Origin of the sequence: Acetobacter sp. DmW_125128 (assembly GCF_008704325.1) — a bacterium.
GTDB lineage: Bacteria > Pseudomonadota > Alphaproteobacteria > Acetobacterales > Acetobacteraceae > Acetobacter > Acetobacter oryzifermentans.
Genome location: NZ_VHOP01000011.1, coordinates 77,438 through 101,604, shown reverse-complemented (window position 1 = coordinate 101,604; position 24,167 = coordinate 77,438). Strand labels below are relative to the sequence as shown.

21 protein-coding genes, 1 tRNA gene and 1 CRISPR repeat array are annotated in these 24,167 nt (G+C 51.9%); of the genes, 16 read left to right on the top strand and 6 right to left on the bottom strand.

From position 1 onward, the window contains the following. Positions 1-146 precede the first annotated feature (146 nt). Positions 147-2,036, bottom strand: coding sequence for an ABC-F family ATP-binding cassette domain-containing protein (locus tag FKW19_RS04775; RefSeq protein ID WP_089179370.1), 1,890 nt, complete (start codon positions 2,034-2,036; stop codon positions 147-149). A gap of 135 nt (positions 2,037-2,171) precedes the next feature. On the opposite strand from FKW19_RS04775, the gene ndk reads away from it, so the two are divergent. Beyond that, a complete protein-coding gene (gene ndk, locus FKW19_RS04770) occupies positions 2,172-2,594 on the top strand; it encodes a nucleoside-diphosphate kinase (RefSeq protein ID WP_026019373.1) in 423 nt (140 codons plus the stop codon). 262 nt (positions 2,595-2,856) lie between these two features. After that, positions 2,857-4,416: a hopanoid C-3 methylase HpnR gene (gene hpnR / locus FKW19_RS04765; RefSeq protein WP_035351893.1), complete on the top strand. Its 1,560-nt coding sequence runs from the start codon at positions 2,857-2,859 to the stop codon at positions 4,414-4,416. A gap of 23 nt (positions 4,417-4,439) precedes the next feature. Here hpnR and FKW19_RS04760 read toward each other — a convergent pair whose 3' ends face one another. Continuing rightward, positions 4,440-5,102 (bottom strand): hypothetical protein, encoded by a 663-nt coding sequence (locus FKW19_RS04760; RefSeq protein WP_089179369.1) that lies wholly within the window; start codon positions 5,100-5,102, stop codon positions 4,440-4,442. Between the two features lie 121 nt (positions 5,103-5,223). On the opposite strand from FKW19_RS04760, the gene FKW19_RS04755 reads away from it, so the two are divergent. Together FKW19_RS04755 and FKW19_RS04750 are read left to right on the top strand one after the other, a co-directional pair. Further along, positions 5,224-5,436: a heavy-metal-associated domain-containing protein gene (locus FKW19_RS04755; RefSeq protein WP_006117480.1), complete on the top strand. Its 213-nt coding sequence runs from the start codon at positions 5,224-5,226 to the stop codon at positions 5,434-5,436. 173 nt (positions 5,437-5,609) lie between these two features. Further along, complete coding sequence (locus FKW19_RS04750) at positions 5,610-5,909, top strand: hypothetical protein (RefSeq protein ID WP_089179368.1); 300 nt, start codon at positions 5,610-5,612, stop codon at positions 5,907-5,909. Positions 5,910-5,924: 15 nt separating this feature from the next. Here the strand turns inward: FKW19_RS04750 and FKW19_RS04745 are convergent, their stop codons facing one another. After that, complete coding sequence (locus FKW19_RS04745; RefSeq protein WP_006117478.1) at positions 5,925-6,488, bottom strand: HNH endonuclease; 564 nt, start codon at positions 6,486-6,488, stop codon at positions 5,925-5,927. A gap of 192 nt (positions 6,489-6,680) precedes the next feature. Between FKW19_RS04745 and gluQRS the strand changes: the two genes are divergently transcribed. The 3 genes from gluQRS (at position 6,681) to FKW19_RS04730 (ending at position 10,168) form a co-directional block, all read left to right on the top strand. After that, the gene (gluQRS, locus tag FKW19_RS04740) at positions 6,681-7,592 is read left to right on the top strand and encodes a tRNA glutamyl-Q(34) synthetase GluQRS (protein WP_089179367.1); all 912 of its coding nucleotides are present in this window, start codon (positions 6,681-6,683) and stop codon (positions 7,590-7,592) included. Between the two features lie 164 nt (positions 7,593-7,756). Then, the gene (locus FKW19_RS04735) at positions 7,757-8,959 is read left to right on the top strand and encodes a pyridoxal phosphate-dependent aminotransferase (protein ID WP_089179366.1); all 1,203 of its coding nucleotides are present in this window, start codon (positions 7,757-7,759) and stop codon (positions 8,957-8,959) included. Between the two features lie 3 nt (positions 8,960-8,962). Next, entirely contained in the window at positions 8,963-10,168 is a 1,206-nt protein-coding gene (locus tag FKW19_RS04730; RefSeq protein ID WP_089179365.1) for a pyridoxal phosphate-dependent aminotransferase, read from the top strand. 50 nt (positions 10,169-10,218) lie between these two features. Here FKW19_RS04730 and FKW19_RS04725 read toward each other — a convergent pair whose 3' ends face one another. Then, positions 10,219-11,253, bottom strand: coding sequence for an ABC transporter substrate-binding protein (locus tag FKW19_RS04725; RefSeq protein WP_063354449.1), 1,035 nt, complete (start codon positions 11,251-11,253; stop codon positions 10,219-10,221). Between the two features lie 121 nt (positions 11,254-11,374). On the opposite strand from FKW19_RS04725, the gene FKW19_RS04720 reads away from it, so the two are divergent. Further along, a tRNA-Asn gene (locus FKW19_RS04720) sits at positions 11,375-11,450 on the top strand. Between the two features lie 111 nt (positions 11,451-11,561). Here FKW19_RS04720 and FKW19_RS04715 read toward each other — a convergent pair. Both FKW19_RS04715 and panC read right to left on the bottom strand, forming a co-directional pair. Continuing rightward, complete coding sequence (locus tag FKW19_RS04715; RefSeq protein WP_006117473.1) at positions 11,562-11,918, bottom strand: RidA family protein; 357 nt, start codon at positions 11,916-11,918, stop codon at positions 11,562-11,564. A gap of 49 nt (positions 11,919-11,967) precedes the next feature. Beyond that, on the bottom strand, positions 11,968-12,807 hold the full coding sequence (gene panC / locus FKW19_RS04710) for a pantoate--beta-alanine ligase (RefSeq protein WP_089179364.1): 840 nt from the start codon (positions 12,805-12,807) through the stop codon (positions 11,968-11,970). Between the two features lie 172 nt (positions 12,808-12,979). Beyond that, positions 12,980-13,678: direct repeats of the CRISPR family, unit length 28 nt; unit sequence GTGTTCCCCGCACACGCGGGGATGAACC. A 115-nt stretch (positions 13,679-13,793) separates the two neighbouring features. Between panC and dnaE the strand changes: the two genes are divergently transcribed. The 8 genes from dnaE (at position 13,794) to recO (ending at position 24,112) form a co-directional block, all read left to right on the top strand. Continuing rightward, positions 13,794-17,213, top strand: coding sequence for a DNA polymerase III subunit alpha (gene dnaE, locus FKW19_RS04705; RefSeq protein WP_006117471.1), 3,420 nt, complete (start codon positions 13,794-13,796; stop codon positions 17,211-17,213). Between the two features lie 2 nt (positions 17,214-17,215). Next, positions 17,216-18,601 (top strand): anthranilate synthase component I family protein, encoded by a 1,386-nt coding sequence (locus tag FKW19_RS04700; protein WP_089179363.1) that lies wholly within the window; start codon positions 17,216-17,218, stop codon positions 18,599-18,601. Continuing rightward, entirely contained in the window at positions 18,598-19,398 is an 801-nt protein-coding gene (locus tag FKW19_RS04695; RefSeq protein ID WP_089179362.1) for an aminotransferase class IV, read from the top strand. Before FKW19_RS04700 ends, FKW19_RS04695 begins: the two co-directional genes overlap by 4 nt. A 69-nt stretch (positions 19,399-19,467) precedes the next feature. Beyond that, positions 19,468-19,863 carry a hypothetical protein gene (locus tag FKW19_RS04690; protein ID WP_063354444.1) on the top strand — a complete coding sequence of 132 codons (396 nt, stop codon included), beginning with the start codon at positions 19,468-19,470 and terminating at the stop codon, positions 19,861-19,863. 311 nt (positions 19,864-20,174) lie between these two features. Then, complete coding sequence (locus FKW19_RS04680) at positions 20,175-21,302, top strand: aromatic ring-hydroxylating dioxygenase subunit alpha (protein WP_063354443.1); 1,128 nt, start codon at positions 20,175-20,177, stop codon at positions 21,300-21,302. Between the two features lie 165 nt (positions 21,303-21,467). Continuing rightward, entirely contained in the window at positions 21,468-22,265 is a 798-nt protein-coding gene (gene rpsB / locus FKW19_RS04675) for a 30S ribosomal protein S2 (protein ID WP_089179361.1), read from the top strand. A gap of 134 nt (positions 22,266-22,399) precedes the next feature. Beyond that, entirely contained in the window at positions 22,400-23,305 is a 906-nt protein-coding gene (gene tsf / locus FKW19_RS04670; RefSeq protein WP_035351905.1) for a translation elongation factor Ts, read from the top strand. Positions 23,306-23,323: 18 nt separating this feature from the next. Further along, the gene (gene recO / locus FKW19_RS04665) at positions 23,324-24,112 is read left to right on the top strand and encodes a DNA repair protein RecO (protein ID WP_193561089.1); all 789 of its coding nucleotides are present in this window, start codon (positions 23,324-23,326) and stop codon (positions 24,110-24,112) included. The last annotated feature ends 55 nt before the right edge of the window (positions 24,113-24,167 follow it).

Here is a 24,167-nt window from a genome sequence, read left to right as displayed (position 1 = left end):
ATTGGGAAGGGGAAGGCGTGGAAGCAGTGTTGCTGCGTTTAAGATGTATTCTTATCCATGTGTCTTGCGATCTGAGAAGGAAATTCTGAAAAGTCAGACACAAAAAGCTGGCGCATTGGCAAAAATGCCTCACGCCAGCAAAGGCATCATGCCTCGTTGGCGGCTTCTTCCATTTCAGCTTCGGCAGTTAGCCAACGTTCTTCCACTTCTTCCTGCTCTTTTTTTAGGGCGGCAAGGCGTGTGTTCAGGCGCGTGAGATCCTGTGTTTTTCCTTCGCTATACAGTGCAGGATCAGCCAAACTGGCTTCAATTTTCTTCTGTTCCTGCGCCAGTTTGGCAAGACGCGCTTCTGCGTCTTTTATAATTTTGCGCAAAGGGGCCAAGGCTTTGCGGGCTTCTGCACGTTCACGCCGGTCATCCTTGCGGCTGGGCTGGGCGGCATTATCCTGTTTTGGACGGTTTGCAGCGCGGTTGTGTTCGATCAGCCACGCGCGATATTCCGCCATATCGCCTTCAAATGGGGTAATCTTACCATCACCTACCAACCACAGCCGGTCAGCCACCAGTTCAACCAGATGTGGATCATGGCTGATCAGAACTACAGCACCTTCATAGTCTGCCAGCGCACGAATAAGCGCATCGCGGGCATCCAGGTCCAAATGGTTGGTTGGTTCATCCAACAGCAGGAGTTGCGGGGCATCACGCGTTGCCAAGGCTAACAGCAGGCGTGCTTTTTCTCCGCCCGAAAGGTCTTTAACTGCTGTTTCTGCCCGTTCTGCATCTAGCCCAAAGCGTGCAAGCTGGGCGCGCACAACCGGGGGTGTGGCTTTTGGCAGAGCGCGTGCCATGTGGTCTATGGGTGTTTCGTTCAGGCGTAGTTCTTCCGCCTGATGCTGAGCAAAATACCCAATTTTAAGGCGGGGGTTACGCTCTACTGTGCCAGAGAGTGGTTCCAACCTGCCTGCAAGAAGTTTGGCAAAGGTGGATTTGCCGTTCCCGTTGGCACCAAGCAGGGCAATGCGATCATCCATATCTAACCGGAGGGAAAGATTGCTGAGCACAGGCTTGCCCTCATACCCCACGCTGGCACGGTTCATGCTCAAAATAGGTGGAGGAAGTTGCTCGGGTTCTGGGAATGAGAAGTGAGCGGGCGTTTCTTCCACCACGGATTCGATAACGGGCAGTTTTTCCAACGCCTTTAGGCGCGCTTGTGCCTGCTTGGCTTTGGTAGCCTTGGCCCGGAATCTATCAACAAAGGATTGCATATGCGCGCGCTGGGCCGCAATTTTTTCAACTTGCCGGGCCTGCTGTAAGGCTTGCTCTGTGCGAATGCGCACAAAATTTTCGTATCCACCCGGCGTTAGGCTGAGCTTGCCATGGTCTAGATGCGCAATGGCATCCACGCAGGAATCCAGTAGCCCTCTATCATGGCTGACAATCAGCGCAGCCCCTGCGAATCGGCGGAGCCAATCTTCCAGCCACAGGGTGGCTTCCAGATCCAAATGGTTGGTGGGTTCATCCAGCAGCAGCAAATCTGGTTCCAGAAACAGCGCAGTTGCCAAGGAAACGCGCATACGCCAGCCGCCAGAAAAGTCTGAAACAGGGCGGGCCTGTGCAGCGGCATTAAACCCTAACCCTGCCAGAACAGAAGCCGCGCGTGCCGGGGCGCTATCTGCACGTATGGCGCGCAGGCGTTCATGTATTTCTGTAATGCGCACAGGGTCAGTCGCCGTTTCGGCTTCTGCCAGAAGGGCGCTGCGTTCGGTATCACCAGCCAGCACGGTATCAAGAAGCGATGCGCCATCCGCTGGAGCTTCCTGCTTTACGCGTGCCATACGGGCGCGGGCAGACAGGCGAATTTCCCCACCATCTGGGGAAATATCACCCGCAATGGCGGCCAACAGGGTAGATTTTCCGGCTCCGTTGCGCCCGATAAGGCCCACCTTACGGCCGGGCTCTATAGACAGGTTTGCTTGGTCCAGAAGGGTGCGGCCTGCCATACGCAGGGTAAGATCGGATATGACAAGAAGGCTCAACGCAACTCTCGTTTCTTTATGAATCGTGCATTACATCCGGCATGGTACCTACCAGCCCGCGCCGATATGCTCTAGATGGAGCGCTACGGCTGCCACCCTTATGGTGCTGGTATGCCAGAAAAAAGGAGAAACCCAATGGCTAAAGAACGTACGCTATCCATTATCAAGCCGGACGCAACCCGTCGCAACCTGACCGGCAAGATCAATGCCGTGTTTGAAGACGCAGGTCTGAGCATTGTCGCCCAGAAGCGCATTCAGCTGTCCCCAGCTCAGGCTGGCGCATTCTATGAAGTGCATAAAGAACGCCCGTTCTATAATGATCTGGTGTCCTTCATGATCTCCGGCCCGGTTGTGGTGCAGGTTTTGGAAGGTGACAACGCAGTTGCCAAGAACCGCGAAGTAATGGGTGCGACAGACCCCAAAAAGGCAGAACCCAACACCATTCGCGCTCAGTTTGCTGAAAGCATTGAAGCAAACTCCGTGCATGGTTCTGACAGTGCAGAAAACGCAGCGAACGAAATCCGCTTCTTCTTCGCGGAAACCGAAATCCTGCCCTGATCCGTTTTTTTCGGATTCACTCTGGCTGGTGGATTTGCTGCCAGCCAGAGCGATATAAATATGTTGCTGTGGCCCTCTAATGAGGCGCAGTCTGCAAGAGGTAATCACCTTTTGCATGGGAGGTGTGGCTGCAAAGATGGGGTCACGCCTAACATTTGCTCTATAAGCATTCCTCTAATATGTAAGCGTCCAGAGAATTTTTCCGGCTGCGTGTTGAGGAAACCTCCGCGCGCTGTTGGCTTTGCGAGCGAAAAGGAATGACATGAAAGTTCTGGCGGTTCACCCCAGCGCCCTGATGTACACGCGGGTCTTTCTCCGTCTGGAGCCTCTTGGCATGGAGCTGGTTGCTGGCGCAGCTCGGAGTGCCGGCCATGATGTGCAGATTTTGGATCTTCAGGCCGAAACGCATGAAGATTACTGGAAAATGCTCGATGAGTTTCAGCCCGATGTGGTGTGTTACTCCGGTAACTATCTGGCAAACGTGCCAGAAATTCTGGATCTGTGCCGAGAAACTCGCTACCGCAATCCCAATATCTTCCAGTTTGTAGGCGGGCACTCTGTATCCTTTATTGCAAAGGATGTTCTGGAACTTTCTGAAGGTACTATTAACTGCATTCTTAAAGGTGAAGGCGATGCCACGGTTGGGCTGCTGCTGGAAGCCGTGCAGAATGGTAAGGATATTCTAGAAGTGCCCGGTGTTATCACCAAAGATGGTGAAGGGCCGCCCCCCATTTTTGTAGAATCGCTGGATAAAGTGCGCCCAGCGCGTGATCTTCTGCGGCACCGCAACAAATACTTTATTGGCACGCTGGACCCGGCGGCCTCTATCGAATTTGCGCGTGGTTGCCCGTGGGATTGCACGTTCTGTTCTGCATGGACATTCTATGGCCGTTCCTACCGTACAGCCAGCCCGCAGGTGATTGCGGATGAGTTAGAGGAAATTAAGGAACCCGGCATCTTTATCGTGGATGACGTGGCTTTCGTGCATGAAGAGCACGGCATGGCCATTGCCAACGAAATCAAGAAGCGCGGCATTAAAAAGGAATACTACCTTGAAACGCGTGCAGACGTGCTGCTGCGTAATAAGGAAGTGTTCAAGGTCTGGAGTGAAATTGGGCTTTCCTACATCTTCATCGGCATGGAAGCTGTGGATGAAGAAGGTCTGAAGCAGTTCCGTAAGCGTGTTTCTCTGGATAAAAACTTTGAAGCGCTGGAATACGCACGTTCTCTGGGGCTGATTGTTGCCATTAACATCATTGCTGATCCTTCATGGGATCGGAAGCGCTTTGAAACAGTGCGTCAGTGGTGCTTGGAAATTCCGGATATTGTGAATATCTCTGTCACCACGCCGTATCCGGGCACAGAAATCTGGCACAAGGAAGCACGCCGTCTGACAACGCGGGATTATCGTCTGTTCGATATTCAGCATGCGGTGCTGCCCACTACCTTGCCGCTGCCTGAGTTTTACGAAGAACTGGTGAAAACCCAGCAGGTGCTCAACACCAAGCACATGGGTTGGGAAGCACTAAAAGACACCGCAGGTATTGCGGCGCGTCTGCTGCGTAATGGCCAGACCAACTTTGTAAAAATGCTCTGGAAGTTCAATTCGGTCTTTAACCCCAAACTTCAGTTGGCGGATCATCAGCGCCCAGCTCGGTATCTGATGCCTGTGCAGCCTGATGCTGTTTCTAAGCTGAATAAGAAAGACCTGTACGTGCATGGTCCCGGTGGGCGTAAAACACGTGCGCTGGATGATGATACTGAAAAGTTTGTAGATACAACGCGTATGGGTGAATGCGCAGAGGCTGACGCCGAAGCCTAAGATATAAGCAAAGGGGTTTTCGTTTATGCTGGCATGGCTGGCGGCGGAACCCCTAATGCTTCTGCGGTATAGGTTTCAATTACCACGCAAAAAGCTTGCCCTGTTTGCGTGCGTAGTACCGCCATATGGCGGAAAAGATAGGGCGGCAGGCCAATAGGCTTGCCTGAACCAACCGGTATTCCATGTTGTTCCCATTGATCTGGAAGAGGGAACCACAGGCTCTCCCGTTTGATAAGTTGGCGAGAGAAGTTAAGCGCCGCCACAACAAGCCCAAAGGGCTTATCTGTTGTGTCTAGTTGGGTGGCCATTTCCGGGGATAATCTGGCCGGAATGTACCAGTTTTCTGCTTCTGAAAAAACCTTCCCATGTGCGGTAAGTTGTACCTTCCTGTAATGCACATCTTCTGCTTGCGTATCACAGGCACCTAATAGCGTTTGCAACAAGAACGGCGGGCAGGGTGCCGTGCCTTCTGTTTGGCGATGAGCATGCAGGTTGTTGTCTGGGGCCAGATTGTAAGTGCTTATCCATTGTTTCAGAACACGTGTGGCGCTGGGGTTGGCAAGCAGCCTGTTTTCCAGTTTTTCTATAAGAGTCGCTAACATCAGGCGGTGGAGGGGTATATCCTGCCACTGAGATAGGGTGGTGTGCATCTTGTCGGGGCCGGAATACATGGAAAGGCTGCTCATCCGGGCAGCATATCATGAGAATGCAGGATGGCAGACTGCCTATCTGCTTATTCCGTCTGGGCCAGAGCTGCGCTATAAGGCGGGCCACGTTAAATATGTTATTTTATAAAGGGAAAGATAAATGACCCAAACCACAGCAAGCTTTATGGTGGATGGTATGACGTGCGATGGCTGCGTGTCTGCTATCAAGCGCGCTCTTGCTGCTATTGATGGTGTAGAAGCCACAGATGTTAATCTGGCAACGCGCGAAGTGAAAGTAACGTATGATCCAACACGGGCTGGCGTTTCTTCCTTGCAGAATGCAATCCGTGGCGCAGGTTACGAAGTAAGCTAAAAGCGGCATTTTTCATTTTAGCCAGTTCTGCCATGCGGCAGGCAGACAGGGGGCGTGATGTTCCCTGTCTAGCTGAGGTAGGCAGAAGCTGGCAGTATGAATGTTTCCGAATAATACGCCAGCGCGGCCTCCAGCCGCTGTCAAATATGCTGAAGCAAGGTGGCTGATCCGTTATGCAGATGAAAAATACATTATGCCTTGGGTTTGTAGCGGTAGGCCTAACCCTGCTGGGTGGTTGCTCTTCCGAGGTGGGGCGTCTGCCATTGGTTGATACGGATATTACCTGCCTGCGCAAGCAAATGGCCGGGCCGATGTATCTTAGCTTTCCGCTGGCCGCCAATACATGCCAGCGCATGACCAACCATAACTTTATGTTTGGTGAGAAAAACGCAAAACCGATTCCGCTGAACCTGAAAGATGCTCCGGATCTTCAGAAACAGGCAGATGAATACGGGTACAGCTATACGCGCTAAAAAGTGGCTGCCTGATTAGTTTTCTAGTTCTGTGTCCCAATACAGGTAATCGCGCCAGCTTTCGTGCAGATAGTTGGGGGGAAAGGCGCGCCCATTTTCCTGTAGCTGCCACGAAGATGGACGTTCTGGCCGATGCCGTGGCAACATGCCGATAACATGTGGAAGATGAGAGCCTTTGCGCAGATTGCAGCACCCGCATGCGGTTACAATATTTTCCCAGCTTGTTTTGCCGCCTTTGCAGCGCGGAATAACATGGTCAAACGTTAGTTCCTGCGTAGGATGGCGTTCCCCACAATACTGGCAGGAAAAGTTGTCACGCAGGAAAACATTAAAACGGGTAAAAGCAGGTTTGCGGGCTGCGGGAATGTAGTCTTTTAAGGCAATTACACTGGGCAGGCGGATGGTATGGTGCGGAGAATGTACTTCTGTCTCGTACTCGCTCAGCACAGAAACCCGATCCAGCCAGACAGCTTTAATGGCATCCTGCCATGCCCATAGGGAAAGGGGATAGTAGGAGAGTGGCCGGAAATCTGCATTTAGAACCAATGCAGGAAAGTTGAGGGCACTACCGTCAGGCAAGACTTGTCTCCTCGGCTTATCTTCGAGGGCGCATCTTTCTGCGATCGTAAAACTCGGAGCCGATTGCCTGCAAAAGGTGCGTCGTCGAGGTAATTACTACATGTAGTATTGCAGAGGTTCGGGAGTGAGGCAACAAAACGACTGTCTGTTTGATGCGTCTTTTGAGAGTTTAGTAATAGTTTCATGAAAAACATGAACAATTTATTACATAATAGTCAAACAAAGCATGCCGGGTGGGTAACGCGTTTTGCACCTAGCCCCACTGGTTTTCTGCATCTGGGGCATGTGGCTTCGGCTTTGTATGGGTGGCAAAAGGCCCAGCCGGATGGGGAATGGTTTGTACGGCTGGAGGATATTGATACCCAACGCTGCAAGCCGGAATTTATTCCCGCCATTTTGCAAGATCTGGAATGGTTGGGCTTGTGTTCCGCTCGGCCTGTTTTAAGGCAATCGGTCAATATGCCTGCCTATCAGGCAACGTTGGCGAGGTTGGATGCAATGGGGGTGCTATACCCCTGTTTTTGCACGCGCTCTGATATCCTGCGTGAAAGTGCCGCCATATTCTCAGCCCCACATACGGCTCCAGATGGCAGTTTGTGCTACCCCGGAACGTGTCGCCATCTCTCAGATCAGGAACGGCAGGAGCGCATCAGCCAAGGGCAACCCCATATGTTACGGCTGAATATGAGCAAAGCCTTGCAATGGATAAACCAATGCACACGTGGCGCACCACTGACGTATCAGGATCAAGAACGCGGAACAGTTTTATGCTACCCTGAATTGTTCGGTGATGTGGTGCTTGCACGCAAAGACATTCCCGCATCTTACCATCTTTGCGTCACGCATGATGATGCCGCCCAAGGCGTTACACTGGTAACACGCGGCGAAGATCTGCGCCCAGCAACAGACCTGCATCGCGTATTGCAAGCCCTTATGGGCTGGAACGTGCCAGACTACAGCTTTCATCCATTATTATGTAATGCAGAAGGCCGCAGGCTGGCCAAGCGGGATGGTGCATTGGCTGTGCGGGCTATGCGCAAGGCAGGCCTTTCAGCGGAAGATGTGCGCTGCAAGGCAGGTTTCCCACACATTTTTGAGAGATAAACGCTGAATTGCGTACAAAAAACGCGGCGTATGAGAAATCTCCGGTTCCGCCGGAGGCCGAACAGGATTACTGTGCCGCCCCAGAACCGAATGTCTGTTTCAGGGGCATGTAGGGTGTCCTGGTAACTGGCATGAAAAACATAGTGTCGGAAAGTAAGAGAACCATGAGCATTGTTGCTGACCGCATGAACAGGATCAGCCCGAGCCAGACGATTGTCATTTCGACACGGGCGCGTGCACTTAAAGCTGAAGGCCGGAACATCATCAGCCTTTCTGCTGGTGAGCCAGATTTTCGCACGCCCGAAAACATCTCCCGCGCAGCAGCCAAGGCGATTGAAGACGGCCAAACCCGTTATACCGATGTTGCTGGCACGCCAGAGCTGCGTAAGGCTGTGGCAGAGCGTTTTAAGCTGGATAGTGGTCTGGATTACACGCCGGAGGAAATTATTGTTTCCACAGGTGGCAAACAGGTTATCTACAATGCCATGATGTCCACCCTTAATCCGGGTGACGAGGCAATTATTCCGGCACCATGCTGGGTTTCCTACCCCGATATTGTTACGTTGGCAGAAGGCAAGCCCGTTATTGTACCCTGCAAGCGTGAAAATGGTTTTCGGATTACAGCAGAACAGTTGGAAGCCGCCATTACGCCGCGCACAAAATGGTTTTTTCTGAACTCACCCTGTAACCCCACGGGTGTGGCCTATTCTGCCGAAGACCTACGCCCGCTGTGTGATGTTCTGCTCCGCCACCCGCATGTATGGATCTTTACAGACGATATCTATGCCAAGCTGGTTTACGATGGCTTTCGCCCTGCTACATTTGTGGAAGTGGAACCTCTGCTGCGTAGCCGCACCGTTACCATGAATGGTGTTTCCAAGGCGTATGCCATGACAGGCTGGCGCATTGGTTTTTCTGGTGCTCCGGTAGAGCTAACAAAAGCCATGAACAAACTTCAGGGGCAGTCCACCTCCAACACTTGTTCCATCGCACAGGCCGCGGCTGTGGAAGCACTTACCGGCCCGCAGGAGTTCATTCAGGAAATGGTTGCCACCTATCAGGGGCGGCGTGACATGGTTGTTTCCATGCTGAATGAAGCCGAAGGGCTGGAATGTGATGTACCGCAGGGTGCGTTCTATGTGTTCCCTACAGTTGAAAAATGCTTGGGCAAAACGTCTCCGGGTGGCAAAAAGCTGGAAACGGATGAAGATTTCGTAACAGCTCTGTTGGAAGAAGAAGGCGTTGCCGCTGTGCATGGTTCGGCCTTCATGTTCCCCGGTCATATCCGTATTTCCTATGCTACGGATACAGATAGCTTGCGCGAAGCTTGCGCACGTATTCAGCGCTTTTGCAAAGGGCTGCTGTAAAATATGGCGCGGTCTTTTGCGAATAGACTAAAAGGTTTGCCTGCACCGGCTACTATTGAAATGGCACGCCGTGCACGCGCACTTAAGGCGGAAGGCAAGCCCGTTATCTCCCTTGCTTTGGGGGAACCGGATTTTGCCACACCGCCTGCCGTGGTAGAGGCCGCCCATCAGGCCGCCTTGGCTGGGCAGACCAAATATCCACCCGTAGATGGTACGCCAGCCCTTAAGGCGGCCATTGCCCGCAAGTTCACGCGTGAAAACGGGCTGGATTATAAGCCGGAGGAGATTATGGTCTCCAACGGTGGCAAGCAGGTTATCTTCAACGCTTTTATGGCCACGCTGAATGCGGGTGATGAAGTGGTGGTGCCCACGCCTTATTGGGTCAGCTATCCGCTTATTGCCCGTATGTTTGGTGCAACACCTGTTTTTGTACCTTGCCGGGAGGAAGATGGTTTCCGCCTGAAGGCGGATGAACTGGCAAAAGTGCTGACACCGCGCACACGTTGGGTGGTATTGAACTTTCCTAATAATCCAACAGGTGGTGTGTGCTCAGCGGATGATCTGCGGGCTATTGCGGAAGTTTTGCGGCAGTATCCAGATATCTGGATACTTTCAGATGAGATTTACGAACATCTGGTGTTTGATGGTGCAAAATCAGCATCTATTGCCGCTGTAGCGCCTGATCTGAAAGAACGCACCATTACCCTTAACGGCGTTTCTAAAGCTTATGCCATGACAGGCTGGCGCGTAGGTTTTGCGGGCGGTCCAGCAGATCTTATCGCTACCATGCGGGGTGTTCAGGGCAATGCCACATCTGGCGTGTGCTCCATAGCGCAGGCGGCGGCAGCGGCTGCGTTGGATGGCCCGGCAGATTTGGTGCAGGAAATGGTGGCAACATATGGCCGCCGCCGCCGGATGGTTGTGGAAGCATTGCGGGCCATTCCGGGGTTTACCTGCGCTATGCCCGATGGTGCGTTTTATGCGTATCCGGGTGTTGCCGGGTGTCTTGGCCGAACAACTGCTGCCGGTAAGCGGTTAGAAACAGACCATGACTTTGCATTAGCTTTGCTGGAAGAGGCTTTTGTAGCCACTGTGCCAGGAAGCGCCTTTGGGCATTCACCTTATTTGCGTTTGTCCTGCGCAACGGCAGATGAAACACTGCGCGAGGCCTGCCAGCGTATTGCTCAGTTTGTAGAAGGCTTGCAGTAAAGCTTTCAAGTAAAGTACAGGCGCAATTAAAAATGTGCCTGCACTTTACTTTATTCTTTCAAAACATTCCGCGCATAATGATGAGCAAGTGCTGTGCTGTCTTCTGTGTCGGGCAGTAGGCTGACCAGTTGCAGTTCATCACAATACTGCGCCAGTTGTTCGCGCAATGATTTGCCAATAACGGGCCGGATAGCAGGTTCACTGTGTAGCATGGCGCGTATGCTGGCTGCAGAAAGATCCGTAATATCTGGCGCAATCAGGGTTGCAGCATCATCGCGGTGGGTATCTGTCCAGCGTGCTGCATCACGTAGGGCCAGCACAAGGGCAATGGCGGCATCTGGGTCATCTTGTAGGGCAGAACTGGAGGCGCCAAGCACCATACTTGTGCGCTCAGCATAGTGGCCAGTATTGCTGCCTGCTAGCTCAATAAACATATCAGGGAAGGATTGAAGCAGCCACCATGCCTGATAATCATGCGCGACAACGGCATCAATTCTTTGGCTGCGTGCGGCATCATCAATTTGTGGGAGAGGTAGATCCAGCCAGTTGATGCGGTTCATGGCGTCTAGCCCTTTGCGGCGCATCATAATGGCAAAAAACAGCTTATCTGCGGCGTTCTGATCCATAACGGCTACAGTGTGGCCCATAAGCTGGTCTAGCCGTGTAATATGGCTGCTGCGGCGTACTAACAGCCGAAAATTGCCCGGCTGCACCCCAATAAGCAACTGCGCATTTAGCCCTGCATAAAGGTGCCTGAGCCACGTAAGGGCAGGGGCTACGGCGTAGGAAATATCCCCTCTGGCCAGTGCATTAATGGTGTCTTCCCCATTTATGGTGGCGAAGGGCAGATCTACATCCAAGCTGTAATGCGCAAAAAAATCTTTTTGTGCAGCCACAGCCAAAACTGGTGCCGATCCAGAATTTGGCCAACCTATTTTGATCTGCCGATAAGCACCATCGGGCTGTTTGTGTGTGTGATGCTTGCCTCGTGTTGCCAAAAAGGTTCCTCCGCCAATGGCGGCAATACCGCCCATACCGGCTAGCAGGAGATTACGACGTGTTTGGGAAGGACCTTGGGCGTTCATTTTTGTAGGTTTACTATGTCTTGCTGTGTCTGTCGCTTTATGAGTGATGGAGGAGATATGAAAAAAAATAAAAAAGGGGGTTTACGGCGCGATTTAGGTTAGCTATATGCTCCCTCGCTGGTCCCGAATAGCTCAGTTGGTAGAGCAAGCGACTGTTAATCGCTGGGTCGTAGGTTCGAGTCCTACTTCGGGAGCCAGCCTTATTTCCCTTTAAAATTTATAAATTGTATCAATGCATTAAAGCATTTGCTTATGCCTCGTTTTTTGTAGTGAACGGCTGGCAAAACAGCCGTCCACTATTAAAGCAACTATGGTTGAGGCAACGCGGCAATTCCGGTGAGTTCCACCTTCCATGTGGGGTCTGCCAGTTTGGCTTCTACCGTTGCGCGGGCGGGTTTATTGTTTTTGTCCAGCCATGCATCCCATGCACGATTCATGCCAGCCATATCATTCATGTCGGCCAGAAAGATCTGTGCGGAAATAAGGCGGCTTTTGTCCGTGCCAGCTTCAGCCAATAAGGCATCTACCTGCCGTAGAATATCAGCCATCTGGCCTTCTGCATCCAATGTGGAATCATCGGCAATCTGGCCAGCCAGATAAACAAGACCATTATGGATAACAGCGCCTGTTAAGCGTTCTTCGGGAGCAAGACGTTTGATGCTCATGATTTTGGGTTCTTTGCTATCGTGGAAAAAATTTTATGGAAAACCAAAGTTAGGCAAGCGGCATATTATCAATAAGTCGGATGTCTCCTAAGCTGGCAGCCACAAACAAACGTGTATCTTTGCTGGTAATAGGGGCCGGCGCCAGATTTTCCGCATGGCGGAGTTCCAGATAATGAACGTGAAAGCCTGCATTCTTCAATGCTTCACGGCATGTGGCCAAGCTGCTTTCTACATTTGTGCCGTTCCGCATGGCTGCAAGGCATGCCTTTAGGGCTTGGGGCAGGAACGTGGCTTGTTGGCGTTGTTGTGGCGTAAGCCTGCGGTTGCGAGATGAAAGGGCAAGCCCGTCTGCTTCTCGCAAAGTGGGCACGGGTAAAATATCTACAGGTAGATCCAAATCCTGCACCATGCGTTTGATGAGGCAGAGTTGCTGGTAATCTTTTTCACCAAAGGCCGCGATATTGGCGCGTGTTTGTAAAAACAGTTTGGTAACCACAGTGGCAACGCCATCAAAATGGCCGGGTCTGTCTCCGCCACACAGCATAGTATCCAGCCCGGAAACACTTATACGAGTTGCAAAGCCGGGAGGGTACATTTGGCTTTCATCTGGGGCGTAAAGCACGTCCACTTTGCCGGTATTGCGTAGCAGGCCAGCATCATCTTCCAGCCCGCGCGGGTAATGCTGGAAATCATTGGTGTTGTTGAATTGGATAGGATTTACAAAAATGGACACAATTCGACGGGAGGCTTTGCCATCCAGCGCATTTATGAGTGAGATATGGCCTGCATGAAGTGCGCCCATGGTCGGCACAAAGCCAATAGTCTGGCCATCTTTCCGCCAACTGGTGCTGAGTGCTGCCAGTTCTGCTTTGGTTTTTACAATCTGCATGATGAATCCTGAACGCCAGTAATTTAGTCAGCCGGAATAAGTGTTCCAAACTGCAAAGTGCTGCAATGTATCCATGAATGTGCCACTATTCCAGAAGTGGCTGGGCCCTTTTATGGTTGGTGGATTCTTTGACAGTAAAATAATGCTATGGAATCAAATGGTTCCACAAAGAGTGTTCCCCGCACACGCGGGGATGAACCGGATCTCGTAGGTTGGCGAGAGAGGCCTTGGTGGTGTTCCCCGCACACGCGGGGATGAACCGGGTATCCCGCAAATGGCAGCCGGATTTCAGGAGTGTTCCCCGCACACGCGGGGATGAACCGGTCAGCGTGGCGCAGGAAGTTGACCAGGCACAGTGTTCCCCGCACACGCGGGGATGAACCGGAATGCGCCATCAAAGCAGGCGTGCAGGCAAAGTGTTCCCCGCACACGCGGGGATGAACCGGCCAAGGCGCTTTCAACTCTGGATGGTGGCACGTGTTCCCCGCACACGCGGGGATGAACCGCTGGCAGCCAGATCGCACCACAGCACAAATTGGTGTTCCCCGCACACGCGGGGATGAACCGAGGAACGCGCTGGGAACAAATCCGCATTGCTGGTGTTCCCCGCACACGCGGGGATGAACCGGCTGAGGCGCGTGGCAACGCTGTCATCATCACGTGTTCCCCGCACACGCGGGGATGAACCTTCAAATACCTTATATGATCTGAATTTATCTATGTGTTCCCCGCACACGCGGGGATGAACCGAAAATCTACACCAACGGAGACGCGCTGCAACTGTGTTCCCCGCACACGCGGGGATGAACCGATAGGCAGGAACACGAAACGGCGCACGCCACGGTGTTCCCTGCACACGCGGGGATGAACCGGCTGACTCCGTAAATAAGGTCGTGCTCGTTGGGTGTTCCCCACACGCGTGGTGACTAGCTTGAAACAAAACTTTAGGTAGAGTGAAAAGCTTCCAGTCTGTGCTATAAAGACGCATGTCTTACGCTGATTTTGTTCATCTTCGTGTTCATTCTGCCTATTCGCTTAGCCAGGGGGCCATTCGTGTGCCCGATATTGTGGGGCTGGCGAAGGAAATGCACATGCCTGCTGTGGGTATTGCAGATTCAGGCAATCTGTTCGGGGCGTTGGAATTTTCTCAGTATTGTACCAAAAGCGGTATTCAGCCTATTATTGGCAGCCAGATCGGCCTGCCTGCGCGTAATGACAAACCCGGCGCCCCCGCCGAGCCTGTAGTGCTTCTGGCACAGAATGAAGCAGGGTTGGCGAATCTCCAGTTTCTTTCTTCAGCCGGGTTCCAAAATTCAGATCCGGCAGACCCTTTTGTTTCTCTGGATTTGCTATGTGAGAAAGCAGAGGGGCTGTTGCTGCTGACAGGTGGCACACGTGGGCCACTTTTTCAGATGCTAGCAGAAGGGCAAACGGAAGATGCCGAAAAATGGCTGGCCCGTGTGCATGAAGCCTTTGGTGACAGGCTGATTGTAGAACTGCACCGGCATGGATTAGGCGTTGAAAAAGCTGTGGAACCGGGCGTGCTGACGTTGGCCGATCGGTTTGGTTTGCCATTAGTGGCAACGAATGAGTGCTTTTTTCCTACACCAAAAATGTACGAAGCACAGGATGCCCTGTTGTGCATCGCTCAAGGGCGCACGATGGCAGAAAAAGACCGCTTTCGTGTAACGCCGGAGCATTGGTTCAAGCCGCCGGAAATGATGCGCGCACTTTTTGCCGATTTGCCAGATGCGTGTGACAACACTTTGGAAATAGCCCGCCGCTGCGCCATTAAGGTGGAAACCCGCAAGCCGCTTTTGCCAGTTTGCCCTAAGGTAAGAGAAGGCGCGACAGAAGATGAAACCCTGCGTGCTATGGCGTGGGAAGGGTTGGAACACCGTATGTCCGGCATGAAGCTGGATGCAGAAACAGTAGAGAAATATAAGGAACGTTTACGTTTCGAGCTGGATATTATCTCCAAAATGGGGTTCCCCGGTTACTTCATGATCGTGGCGGACTTTATCCAGTGGGCTAAGGCGCATGGCATACCGGTTGGGCCGGGCCGTGGTTCTGGTGCGGGGTCTTTAGCTGCATGGGCGCTTACCATTACGGATATTGACCCTATTCCGTTTAATTTGCTGTTCGAACGTTTTCTAAATCCAGAACGCGTTTCCATGCCTGACTTTGATATCGATTTCTGTCAGGATCGGCGAGACGAAGTGATTTCCTATGTGCGGCATGAATATGGATCAGACCGTGTTGCGCAGATTATTACCTTCGGTAAGCTGCAAGCGCGTGCTGCTGTGCGGGATGTTGGGCGTGTGCTGGGTTTGCCGTATGGTATGGTTAACCGTGTGGCAGAGCTTATCCCTAACAATCCTGCCAAACCGGTCACCCTGAAAGAAGCCATTGCAGGTGAACCCAAGCTGCAGGAAATGCGTGATAATGATGAGGCCCTGCGCAGGCTGCTGGAAATAGCCCAGCAGTTGGAAGGGCTCTTCCGCCATGCCAGTACGCATGCGGCTGGGGTGGTGATAGGCGATAGGCCGCTTGTGCAGCTTGTGCCGCTGTACCGAGACCCGAAAAGTGATACGCTCGTCACTCAATATAACATGAAGTTTGTTGAGCAGGCGGGGCTCGTTAAGTTCGACTTTCTTGGTTTAACAACACTCACTATTCTCAAACGGGGTGTCGATTTCATCCGCCGTATGGGCAAGGATGTAGATCTCAGCCACATTCCGCTGGATGACCCCAAAACGTATGAAATGTTGGGGCGGGGTGATACCGCTGGCGTCTTCCAGTTTGAAGGCGCGGGCATGCGCGATGTTCTTAAACAAATGCGCCCAACCCGCATAGAAGACCTGATTGCAGCTGTGGCGCTGTATCGCCCAGGGCCAATGGCGAATATTCCCGATTATTGCCGTAGAAAACATGGAGAGGTATGGGAGCCCCCGCACGAGGAAATTCGCGATATTCTTGAAGAGACCTATGGCATCATGGTCTATCAGGAACAGGTTATGCAGATTGCCCAAAAAATGGCTGGCTACAGCCTGGGTGGCGCAGATTTGCTGCGTCGTGCCATGGGTAAAAAGATCCGTTCGGAAATGGATCACCAGCGCGAAATTTTCACAGAAGGCGCCACCAAGCGCGGGATTGACCGTGATAAAGCCGTTGAGGTTTTTGACCTTATGGCTAAGTTTGCAGATTACGGCTTTAATAAATCTCATGCCGCTGCTTATGCTTTTGTTTCGTACCAAACAGCATGGATGAAGGCTAACCATCCAGTGGCCTTTTTGGCTGCTTGTATGTCTTTGGCGCGGGAACGTACAGAAAAACTTGCTGCTTTGCGTCAGGAAGCAGAGCGGATGCATATTGCAGTGTTGCCGCCAAATATCAATAAATCAGAAGCTGATTTTTCGGTCGAAAAACAGCCAGATGGAACATACGCAATCCGTTATGCGCTAGCTGCCATCAAAAAGGTGGGCTATGGCGCAATGGAATCTCTGGTGGAGGTGAGGGGAGAAAAACCTTTCAAAAATCTAGCAGATTTTGCAATCCGTATTGATCCCAAGCACATCAACCGGATGCAGTTGGAAAATCTGGCAAAAGCTGGTGCGTTTGAATGTATTGATAAAAACCGGGCCCGTGTTTTCAGATCAGCAGATGTTATTTTAAGGCGGGCACATAGCCAGGCGCAGGAGGCAGCTTCTGGCCAGATTGGGTTGTTTGGTGGCCCAGGTGAAGTGGAGCCTCTGCGGTTGGTGGAAGGGCACGATTGGCCAGAATTTGAACGTCTGGCGATGGAGGCAGAAGCTATTGGCTTCCATATGACAGCCCACCCGTTGGATGCTTATGGTTCGGTACTGCGCCGTTTGGGTGTGACGCGCACATCTCAGTTGTTAACGGCGGCGGAACTGGGTGGTGGCCGGGTTAAAATTGCTGGCTGTGTGGTGGATAAAAAGGAACGCCCAACCCGCACAGGTAATAAAATGGCATGGGTACGCCTTTCCGATGCATCTGGTGGTTGCGAAGTAACTGTTTTTTCGGAAGTGCTGACGCGTGTGCGTGATATTCTGGTAGCTGGTACCGCTATACTCGTAACAGCCGATTTAAAGCTGGAAGGCGAAGCTCTGCGGCTTACCGCTACAGATATTGTGGATTTGGAAGCCGCTGCGGCACAAGGACAAAGCGAAATGCGGGTATGGTTAGAAAAGCCCGATGCCTTGCCAGATTTGCAAGCTATTCTGGAACCACAAAAGGGCGGAGCAGGGCGGGTTGTTTTGTTGCCGGGTGTTGCAGATAGTTGCGATGTAGAGGTGCGCCTACGAGGCCGTTACAAGGTTACACCCGTTTTAGGGCAAAGGTTGCGCACACTTTCTGGCGTTTCTCGGGTAGAACAGGTCTAACATTGGTTCAGGTAAAGGAGCTACAATGGAGGGAGCCCGATGTTGTTTTATCGGCATGGGGGCAACAGCCATGGTGTGCTTTTCTGGATAGTGGCGGCAAGATAGATAATCGAAGCCGATGGCAGATTTTTTGCCACAACCCATGTCATACAGTGGTGGCCTGGCCTCATGAAATAGAGGTGGATGGCACAAAAAAACCGATAATTTCTTCTGATAATATTTTTGAAATTCTACGTATTTTTCATGATGAATTAAAGGAATATGCGGGAGGATCATGCCAGCAAGGTATTCCATTCTGGGGTGGTCTTATTGGGTTTGCCAGTTATCAAATGGGAATGATTCTGGAAGGCGTTTTATCTCGCCATAAAGACCGGAATACACCCGCATTGGCGGCAGGTATGTATGATCATGCCTTTATTTGGGATCGTTTTGAAAAACGTGTGTTTCTTGCAGGAATTTCAAGTTTTTTTGTGAATGAACCCAATGTGGCGCAGTCTATAAGGGAATGGAACATGCTTCCTGAGCGTGTTCCACCATATAAGCTACATGTAACCAAGCTGTTTGTTCCAGACCAAAATCATGCAGCTTATTGTCAGAGCGTTACGCAAACACGGAATTATATTGCTGCAGGAGATATTTTTCAGGCGAATATAACGTGTCGATATACAACGGAAATAGCCAAAAATGTGCTGAGTGCTGAGGTCTACCGTGCGTTACGGCAGCAAATACCAGCACCTTTTGGTGCGTATTTGTCATGCGGTTCAGATTTTGCGCTGCTATCTTCTTCCCCAGAAAGATTTTTGAAAGTGGATGCGAATGGTTGTGTTTCATCACGGCCAATCAAAGGCACGGCACCACGAGGGCAAACGCCAGAAGAAGATGCTTTTTGGCATAATGCACTTCTACATGATGAAAAAGAGCGTGCCGAAAACCTGATGATTGTTGACCTCATGCGGCATGATATTGGCCGTATGGCACAAATAGGCAGCGTATATGTGCCAGACCTGCTGGTGGTAGAGCAGTTTCCGCATGTGCATCATTTGGTTTCAGAAATTCGTGGAAAGTTGCTGCCTGATAAAGATATTTTTGATCTTTTGAAAGTAACGTTGCCCCCAGGATCGGTAACAGGAGCCCCCAAATATCGGGCCATGCAGATTATAGATGAGCTGGAAGCCTCTGCCAGAGGTGCGTATTGCGGCACTGTGTTTCGTATTGGAATAGATGGCAGTATGGACAGTTCCGTAATTATTCGCAGTTTGGAGCATTCCAAAAATCATCTGAGTATTGGTGTTGGGGGTGGTGTAACCATTCTATCTGACCCAGAAAAGGAATATGAAGAAATGCGCCTGAAATTTGCACCATTTCAGAAGTTCTGGGGGCAGGCGTGAGTATTATCTGGTTAAACGGCAAAATATATCCCGTAGACCAAGCTGCTATCAGCCCGCTAGATCGTGGCGTGACATTGGGAGACGGGTTGTTTGAAACTTTGCGTATAAAGAACGGCACAGTACCGCATTTTTTATGGCATTATCAGCGTCTTTGTAATGGTGCTCAAGTTCTGGGGTTACCTGTTCCAGAGCAAGAGAATACTTTGCAGGCGATCCGGGAGTTTTTGGCATGTGCTGGTTTTGAGAATGGCTCTGTCCGGTTGACTGTAACGCGCGGGGTGGCGCCACGCGGCCTGCTGCCGCCAGAACACTGCAAGCCAACAGTTTTTATAACAGGTGCTGCCGGTGTTTTTAGGGAGCAGTCTGTTCGTGTGTGTGTGAGTGAGCTGGTGCGCAGAGATGAGCTTTCCCCACTTTCTCGTATTAAATCGCTCAGTTATTTGCCCGGTATTGTAGCAAGGCAGGAAGCAGAGCGAAAAGGCTGCGATGATGCCCTTTTACTAAATATGCAAGGGTATATAGCGGAAAGCACAATTAGTAATATTGTTATGCAAACAGAGGCAGGGTTGATAACACCTCCTGTTACAGAAGGCGCTTTACCGGGCATTGCCCGTAGGCTGCTATTAGATGTGGGCGTAATGCAAGAGCGGCCTGTCTGTTACGAAGATATTGTAAAAGCGCAAGGGGTGTATTTAACAAACAGCCTTTCCTTGCGTACTGTTACGCATTTGGATGGAAAAGCGCTCTCATGCCATCCAGAATCTTATGGAAAAATAAGGGAAATTCTGAAAAAATAAAATTTGCAACTCTTCCAAATTACTGGCGTTGGAAAACGGGATACCTCATTTTATTAAAAGGAATATCCCATGCAGAAAATCTTAACTTCTATGCTGCTTGGCGCGTCTTTAAGTGTGATGCCAGCATTGGCTATGGCGCAGGATAATAGTGGTACGCCGCCTACAGCCGAGGGCGCTGCTTCCCAGCAGGGGAAGGCTCCCTCAAAAGCGGCCGAAGGGCCGAATGGTGAGCATGTTGATCCATCTAAAAAGCTATGGAGCAACCCACGCACGGTAGATGAGCAACCCGGCACGCAACCGCCTTCTAACGATGGCAAGAACCCGGCTCATCCGGTTAAGGAATACCATCCTCACCATACCCCGCATGGCAAGAAGTCCGGGGTGGTGGAAAGCCCAAGTGAGACAATCCCCGGTAACAATCAGCCGTCTTCTACGCATCTTCTGGAAAATCACGCCCCGCAATAATGCAATGAAGAGTGCCTGTTTCTATGAGGTATGTGGTCTGGCAGGATAGGACCGTTGCGGCCAGTGCACAGCTTGGTTGGTTGTTTGCATCTGGGCGCAGCATACAAAATCGGCTAACCTTCCCACCCATGTGATGGCGCGGCAGGGCTTGAGCAAAAAGCAGCTTCAATATCTTGAAGGCGTCATCCCCGCCCATGTTTGTTCAGGCAGTTTCGTGATGCGGAATTGTAGGGCACGTGGGCATAGGCATGTTTTTAAGGTGATGTTGTTCCTGCTGCATCAGCCTTGTTGGATTCTGAAAGGGTGACGTCATGCTGGTGGAAGAGGCCAAGGGAAAACAGGCGGACGGTTCTAATACGCCGCATTATGATCTTCGGCAGATCGATTGTGATCCTAATTTCTGGTACCCTGTGGCGTGGTCGCACAAGGTGCGCCCCGGCAAAACATTTGCCGCGCGTTATGCTGGCCACCCCATCGCACTTATTCGCCCTGAATATGGGCCTGTTTATGCGCTAGAAGACCGTTGCGCACATCGGCAGGTGCCGCTGAGCAAGGGCGTTGTGGATGATAAGGGGTGTGTAAAATGCTGCTACCACGGCTGGGCATTTGACCGCGCAGGTAAATGTGTAACCGTGCCTTATCTGAACAAGGAAGGGGTGGGCCGTCCGGTTAAGTCTTACCCTTGCCGTGAAAAAAGCGGCCTGATCTTTATCTTCCCCGGTGATCCGGCTTTGGCTGATAAAGTGCCCGTGCCTGATGTGGCGCAGGTGGGGAACCCGGAATACAAAACCCGTATGTTCAGCCCGCGGCTGAAATGCCACTACACCTTTATGCATGAAAACCTGATGGACATGAACCATCAGTTCCTGCATCGGCGGCAGATGGGCTCCATCACAGCGCGTTTTTTGGGGCAGGATAAGGGTGATGATTTCCTGGAAGCACGCTATAGCTTTGCCCGTAAAGGTGGTAATCAGCCGCTGGCTGAAGCCCTGATTTTTGGCAAGCATCATGACTACGAAGACCGGGAGCAGCCGGTTGAAGAAGTTGTGTCCATCCGTACCACCTATCCATATCAGACACTCCAGATTCATGATAAGGATGGCGATCTGATCATGGATTTGTGGACATCCTATGTGCCGCTGGGTGAAACACAGCAGGTTACGCAGGCGTTTGGTCTGCTTTCTGTTAAAAAACCCAAATGGAACTTCCTGCTCAATCTGGCATGGCCTGCGCTGGGTATTTTCACACATCGCATCTTTGAAGAAGACCGCGAAATTGTGGAAATGGAACAGAACGCATGGCGTGAACTGGGCGGAGATCACAACGTTGAAGTGTTCCCTGTTGTAAAGTCGCTTCGTGCTCTGCTGGCGCGTAGTGGTGTGCCTAACAAATACGCCCATCCAGTAGAAACAGTCTCCAAGGCAGAAGACGCAGCCTGAAAAGAGCGTTTTTTATCTTGTCCGAGCGCAAAAAAACGGCCATAAGGGCCGCGCTCGGTCAAGGCCGGGAGCATAACGCACGCGAGGAAAACACCATCTGGTGCTCTGCCTATCCGGCAGGGTAACGCCTCGCGGAGGAATAACCAGAAAGGTAGGAATACGCTTATGGCGATGCCTGATTTTACCCTTCGTCAGCTTCTGGAAGCTGGTGTTCACTTTGGTCACCACACCCGTCGCTGGAACCCGCGCATGGCGCCGTATCTGTTCGGTGTGCGCAACCAGGTTCATATTATTGATCTGCAGCAGACCGTTGGCCTGCTTGATCGTGCTCTGCAGGCTATCCGCAACACTGTTGCTGGTGGTGGCCGCGTTCTGTTTGTTGGCACCAAGCGTGCTGCGCAGGATCCGATTGCAGAAGCAGCTCGTCGTTGCGGTCAGTACTACGTCAACCACCGCTGGCTCGGCGGTATGCTGACAAACTGGAAGACCATTCAGGGTTCCATCAAGCGCCTGCGTGGCATTGAAGAAACGCTGGACGGCGCAACCGCTGGTCTGACCAAGAAAGAAATTCTGGACATGACCCGCCAGCGCGACAAGCTGGAACGCTCCTTGGGCGGGATCAAGGAAATGGGTGGCCTGCCGGACATCCTGTTCGTGATCGACACCAACAAGGAAAAGCTGGCTATTGAAGAAGCCAACAAGCTGGGTATCCCGGTTGTGGCTATTCTGGACAGCAACTCCGATCCGCGTGGTGTTACCTTCCCGATTCCGGGTAACGATGATGCCATCCGCGCTATCGGCCTGTATTGCGATCTGGTTTCTTCCGCTGTTCTGGACGGTATTTCCGCAGAACTGGGCGCTTCCGGTCAGGATATCGGCGCTGCTGAAGAACTGCCTGTTGAGCCTGCTCTGGAAGCCGCTCCGGCAACAGAAACACCGGCACCAGCACCGGCTGCAAGCTAACGGAATACACAAACAGCCCGGTTATCATGCCGGGCTGTTTTTTCCTGCATGAATGCCTGCATTGGCAGGCCATGGAATATTCCGGTTCGCGCCCCTAAGTGGGCGCGTTCGGGTTTTTCAAGGAGTATAGAATTATGGCGGCAATTACGGCTGCACTGGTCAAGGAACTGCGCGAAAAAACTGGCGCAGGCATGATGGACTGCAAAAAAGCACTGAACGAAGCCAACGGTGATATCGAAGCCGCTATTGATTGGCTGCGTACTAAGGGCCTTGCTGCTGCGGCAAAAAAATCTGGCCGTGTTGCTGCTGAAGGTCTGGTAGGCGTTGCCTCTGCAGACAAAGTGGCTGCCATGGTTGAAGTAAACGCTGAAACCGACTTTGTGGCCCGTAACGAATCCTTCCAGAACTTTGTGGAATCCGTTGCTAAAGTTGCGCTTAAGGTTGGTGAAGATCTGGAAGCCATTAAGGCTGCCACGTTGGAAACCGGTCGTACCGTTGCTGATGAACTGACGCATCTGGTTGCAACCATCGGTGAAAACATGACCCTGCGTCGGGCACGTGTGTTTACTGTGCCGTCTGGCGTGGTTGCTACCTATGTTCACGGTGCCCTGCGGCCCGGTCTGGGCAAGATTGGCGTTCTGGCTGCTATTGAAGCCCCGACCGCTGATGAAGCTATCGAACAGCTTGGCCGTCAGGTTGGCATGCACGTTGCTGCCACACGTCCTTCCGCCCTGGATGTTACCAGCCTTGATCCGGCAGAAGTTGAACGTGAACGCGCAGTGCTGATTGAACAGTCCCGCGCTTCCGGCAAGCCAGAAGCTATCATCGAAAAGATGGTCGAAGGCCGCATCCGTAAGTTCTACGAAGAAGTTGTGCTTCTGGAGCAGGTATGGGTGCATGATGGCGAAACCCGCGTGAAAGACGTGCTGAAGAAAGCTGGCGTTAAGCTGGTTGGCTTTGATCGCTTCCAGTTGGGTGAAGGCATCGAAAAAGAAGAAGATGACTTTGCCGCTGAAGTCGCCAAGGTTGCTGGCGTCTAAGGTCGAGCTTTCCGAGTGATGGACAAGGGCGGGACTTCCTATGAAAAGGAGGCTCCCGCCCTTGTGCTTTTTGCAGGTGTGCAGGGCGAAACCAGCGCACGCATACACGTTCTAACAGAAGATTACGGCCCTCTGCGGGGTATAGCCTATGGCGGTGCCAGTAAAGCGGGCCGCGCCCTATGGCAACCGGGCAATGTGGTTAAAACCAGCTTTCATAAACGCAGCGCCGCAGCACCATTACAAATTTCTGGCGAGCTACTTTACGCCTGTGCTGCACGATTGCTGGATGCTCCGTTAGCGCTGGGCATGGTGCAATCTGTTTGTGTGTTGGCGGATGTTACGTTGCCAGAAGCTGATCCTTGCCCATTCCTTTTTGCAGAAACTGTGCGTTTACTTACCTTTTTGGGGTATGATCCTGTTGTTGCAGAACGGGAAGGTATGCCACACGTAGTGCGGTGGGAAATGGCACTGCTGGCAACTTTAGGTTTTGGGCTGGATCTTTCCGCTTGTGCGGTTACCGGCAGCACAGAAAATCTGCATTGTGTCTCACCACGTACAGGGCGCGCAGTTAGTGAGGAAGGTGCAGGAGAGTGGAAAGATCGGCTTTTGCCACTTCCGTCTTTTTTGCGAGATACAGAACAAACCGGTCATGCGGCAGATTGGTTGGCAGGTTTACGCCTAACAGGCCATTTTCTGGCGCGCGACGCCTTTGGCCAGCGCCATTTACCCTTACCCGCAGCACGCCAACGGCTCTATGATCGGCTGGAAATGCGTGTTCTGGCAGACCAAACACCTATAACCGAGTAGCGCAAGACTGGCACAACCGATACGAGGGCTGTATGTCTTGTTTTTAATGGATCAT

Coding starts and splice junctions, on each gene's coding strand:
- FKW19_RS04750 (WP_089179368.1), top strand. CDS start 5,610: ATGCAGATGAAAAATACATTATGCCTTGGGTTTGTAGCGGTAGGCCTA.
- recO (WP_193561089.1), top strand. CDS start 23,324: ATGGACAAGGGCGGGACTTCCTATGAAAAGGAGGCTCCCGCCCTTGTG.
- FKW19_RS04755 (WP_006117480.1), top strand. CDS start 5,224: ATGACCCAAACCACAGCAAGCTTTATGGTGGATGGTATGACGTGCGAT.
- dnaE (WP_006117471.1), top strand. CDS start 13,794: ATGTCTTACGCTGATTTTGTTCATCTTCGTGTTCATTCTGCCTATTCG.
- FKW19_RS04760 (WP_089179369.1), bottom strand. CDS start 5,102: ATGAGCAGCCTTTCCATGTATTCCGGCCCCGACAAGATGCACACCACC.
- FKW19_RS04690 (WP_063354444.1), top strand. CDS start 19,468: ATGCAGAAAATCTTAACTTCTATGCTGCTTGGCGCGTCTTTAAGTGTG.
- FKW19_RS04715 (WP_006117473.1), bottom strand. CDS start 11,918: ATGAGCATCAAACGTCTTGCTCCCGAAGAACGCTTAACAGGCGCTGTT.
- hpnR (WP_035351893.1), top strand. CDS start 2,857: ATGAAAGTTCTGGCGGTTCACCCCAGCGCCCTGATGTACACGCGGGTC.
- rpsB (WP_089179361.1), top strand. CDS start 21,468: ATGGCGATGCCTGATTTTACCCTTCGTCAGCTTCTGGAAGCTGGTGTT.
- FKW19_RS04735 (WP_089179366.1), top strand. CDS start 7,757: ATGAGCATTGTTGCTGACCGCATGAACAGGATCAGCCCGAGCCAGACG.
- gluQRS (WP_089179367.1), top strand. CDS start 6,681: ATGAACAATTTATTACATAATAGTCAAACAAAGCATGCCGGGTGGGTA.
- tsf (WP_035351905.1), top strand. CDS start 22,400: ATGGCGGCAATTACGGCTGCACTGGTCAAGGAACTGCGCGAAAAAACT.
- FKW19_RS04730 (WP_089179365.1), top strand. CDS start 8,963: ATGGCGCGGTCTTTTGCGAATAGACTAAAAGGTTTGCCTGCACCGGCT.
- FKW19_RS04725 (WP_063354449.1), bottom strand. CDS start 11,253: ATGAACGCCCAAGGTCCTTCCCAAACACGTCGTAATCTCCTGCTAGCC.
- panC (WP_089179364.1), bottom strand. CDS start 12,807: ATGCAGATTGTAAAAACCAAAGCAGAACTGGCAGCACTCAGCACCAGT.
- FKW19_RS04680 (WP_063354443.1), top strand. CDS start 20,175: ATGCTGGTGGAAGAGGCCAAGGGAAAACAGGCGGACGGTTCTAATACG.
- ndk (WP_026019373.1), top strand. CDS start 2,172: ATGGCTAAAGAACGTACGCTATCCATTATCAAGCCGGACGCAACCCGT.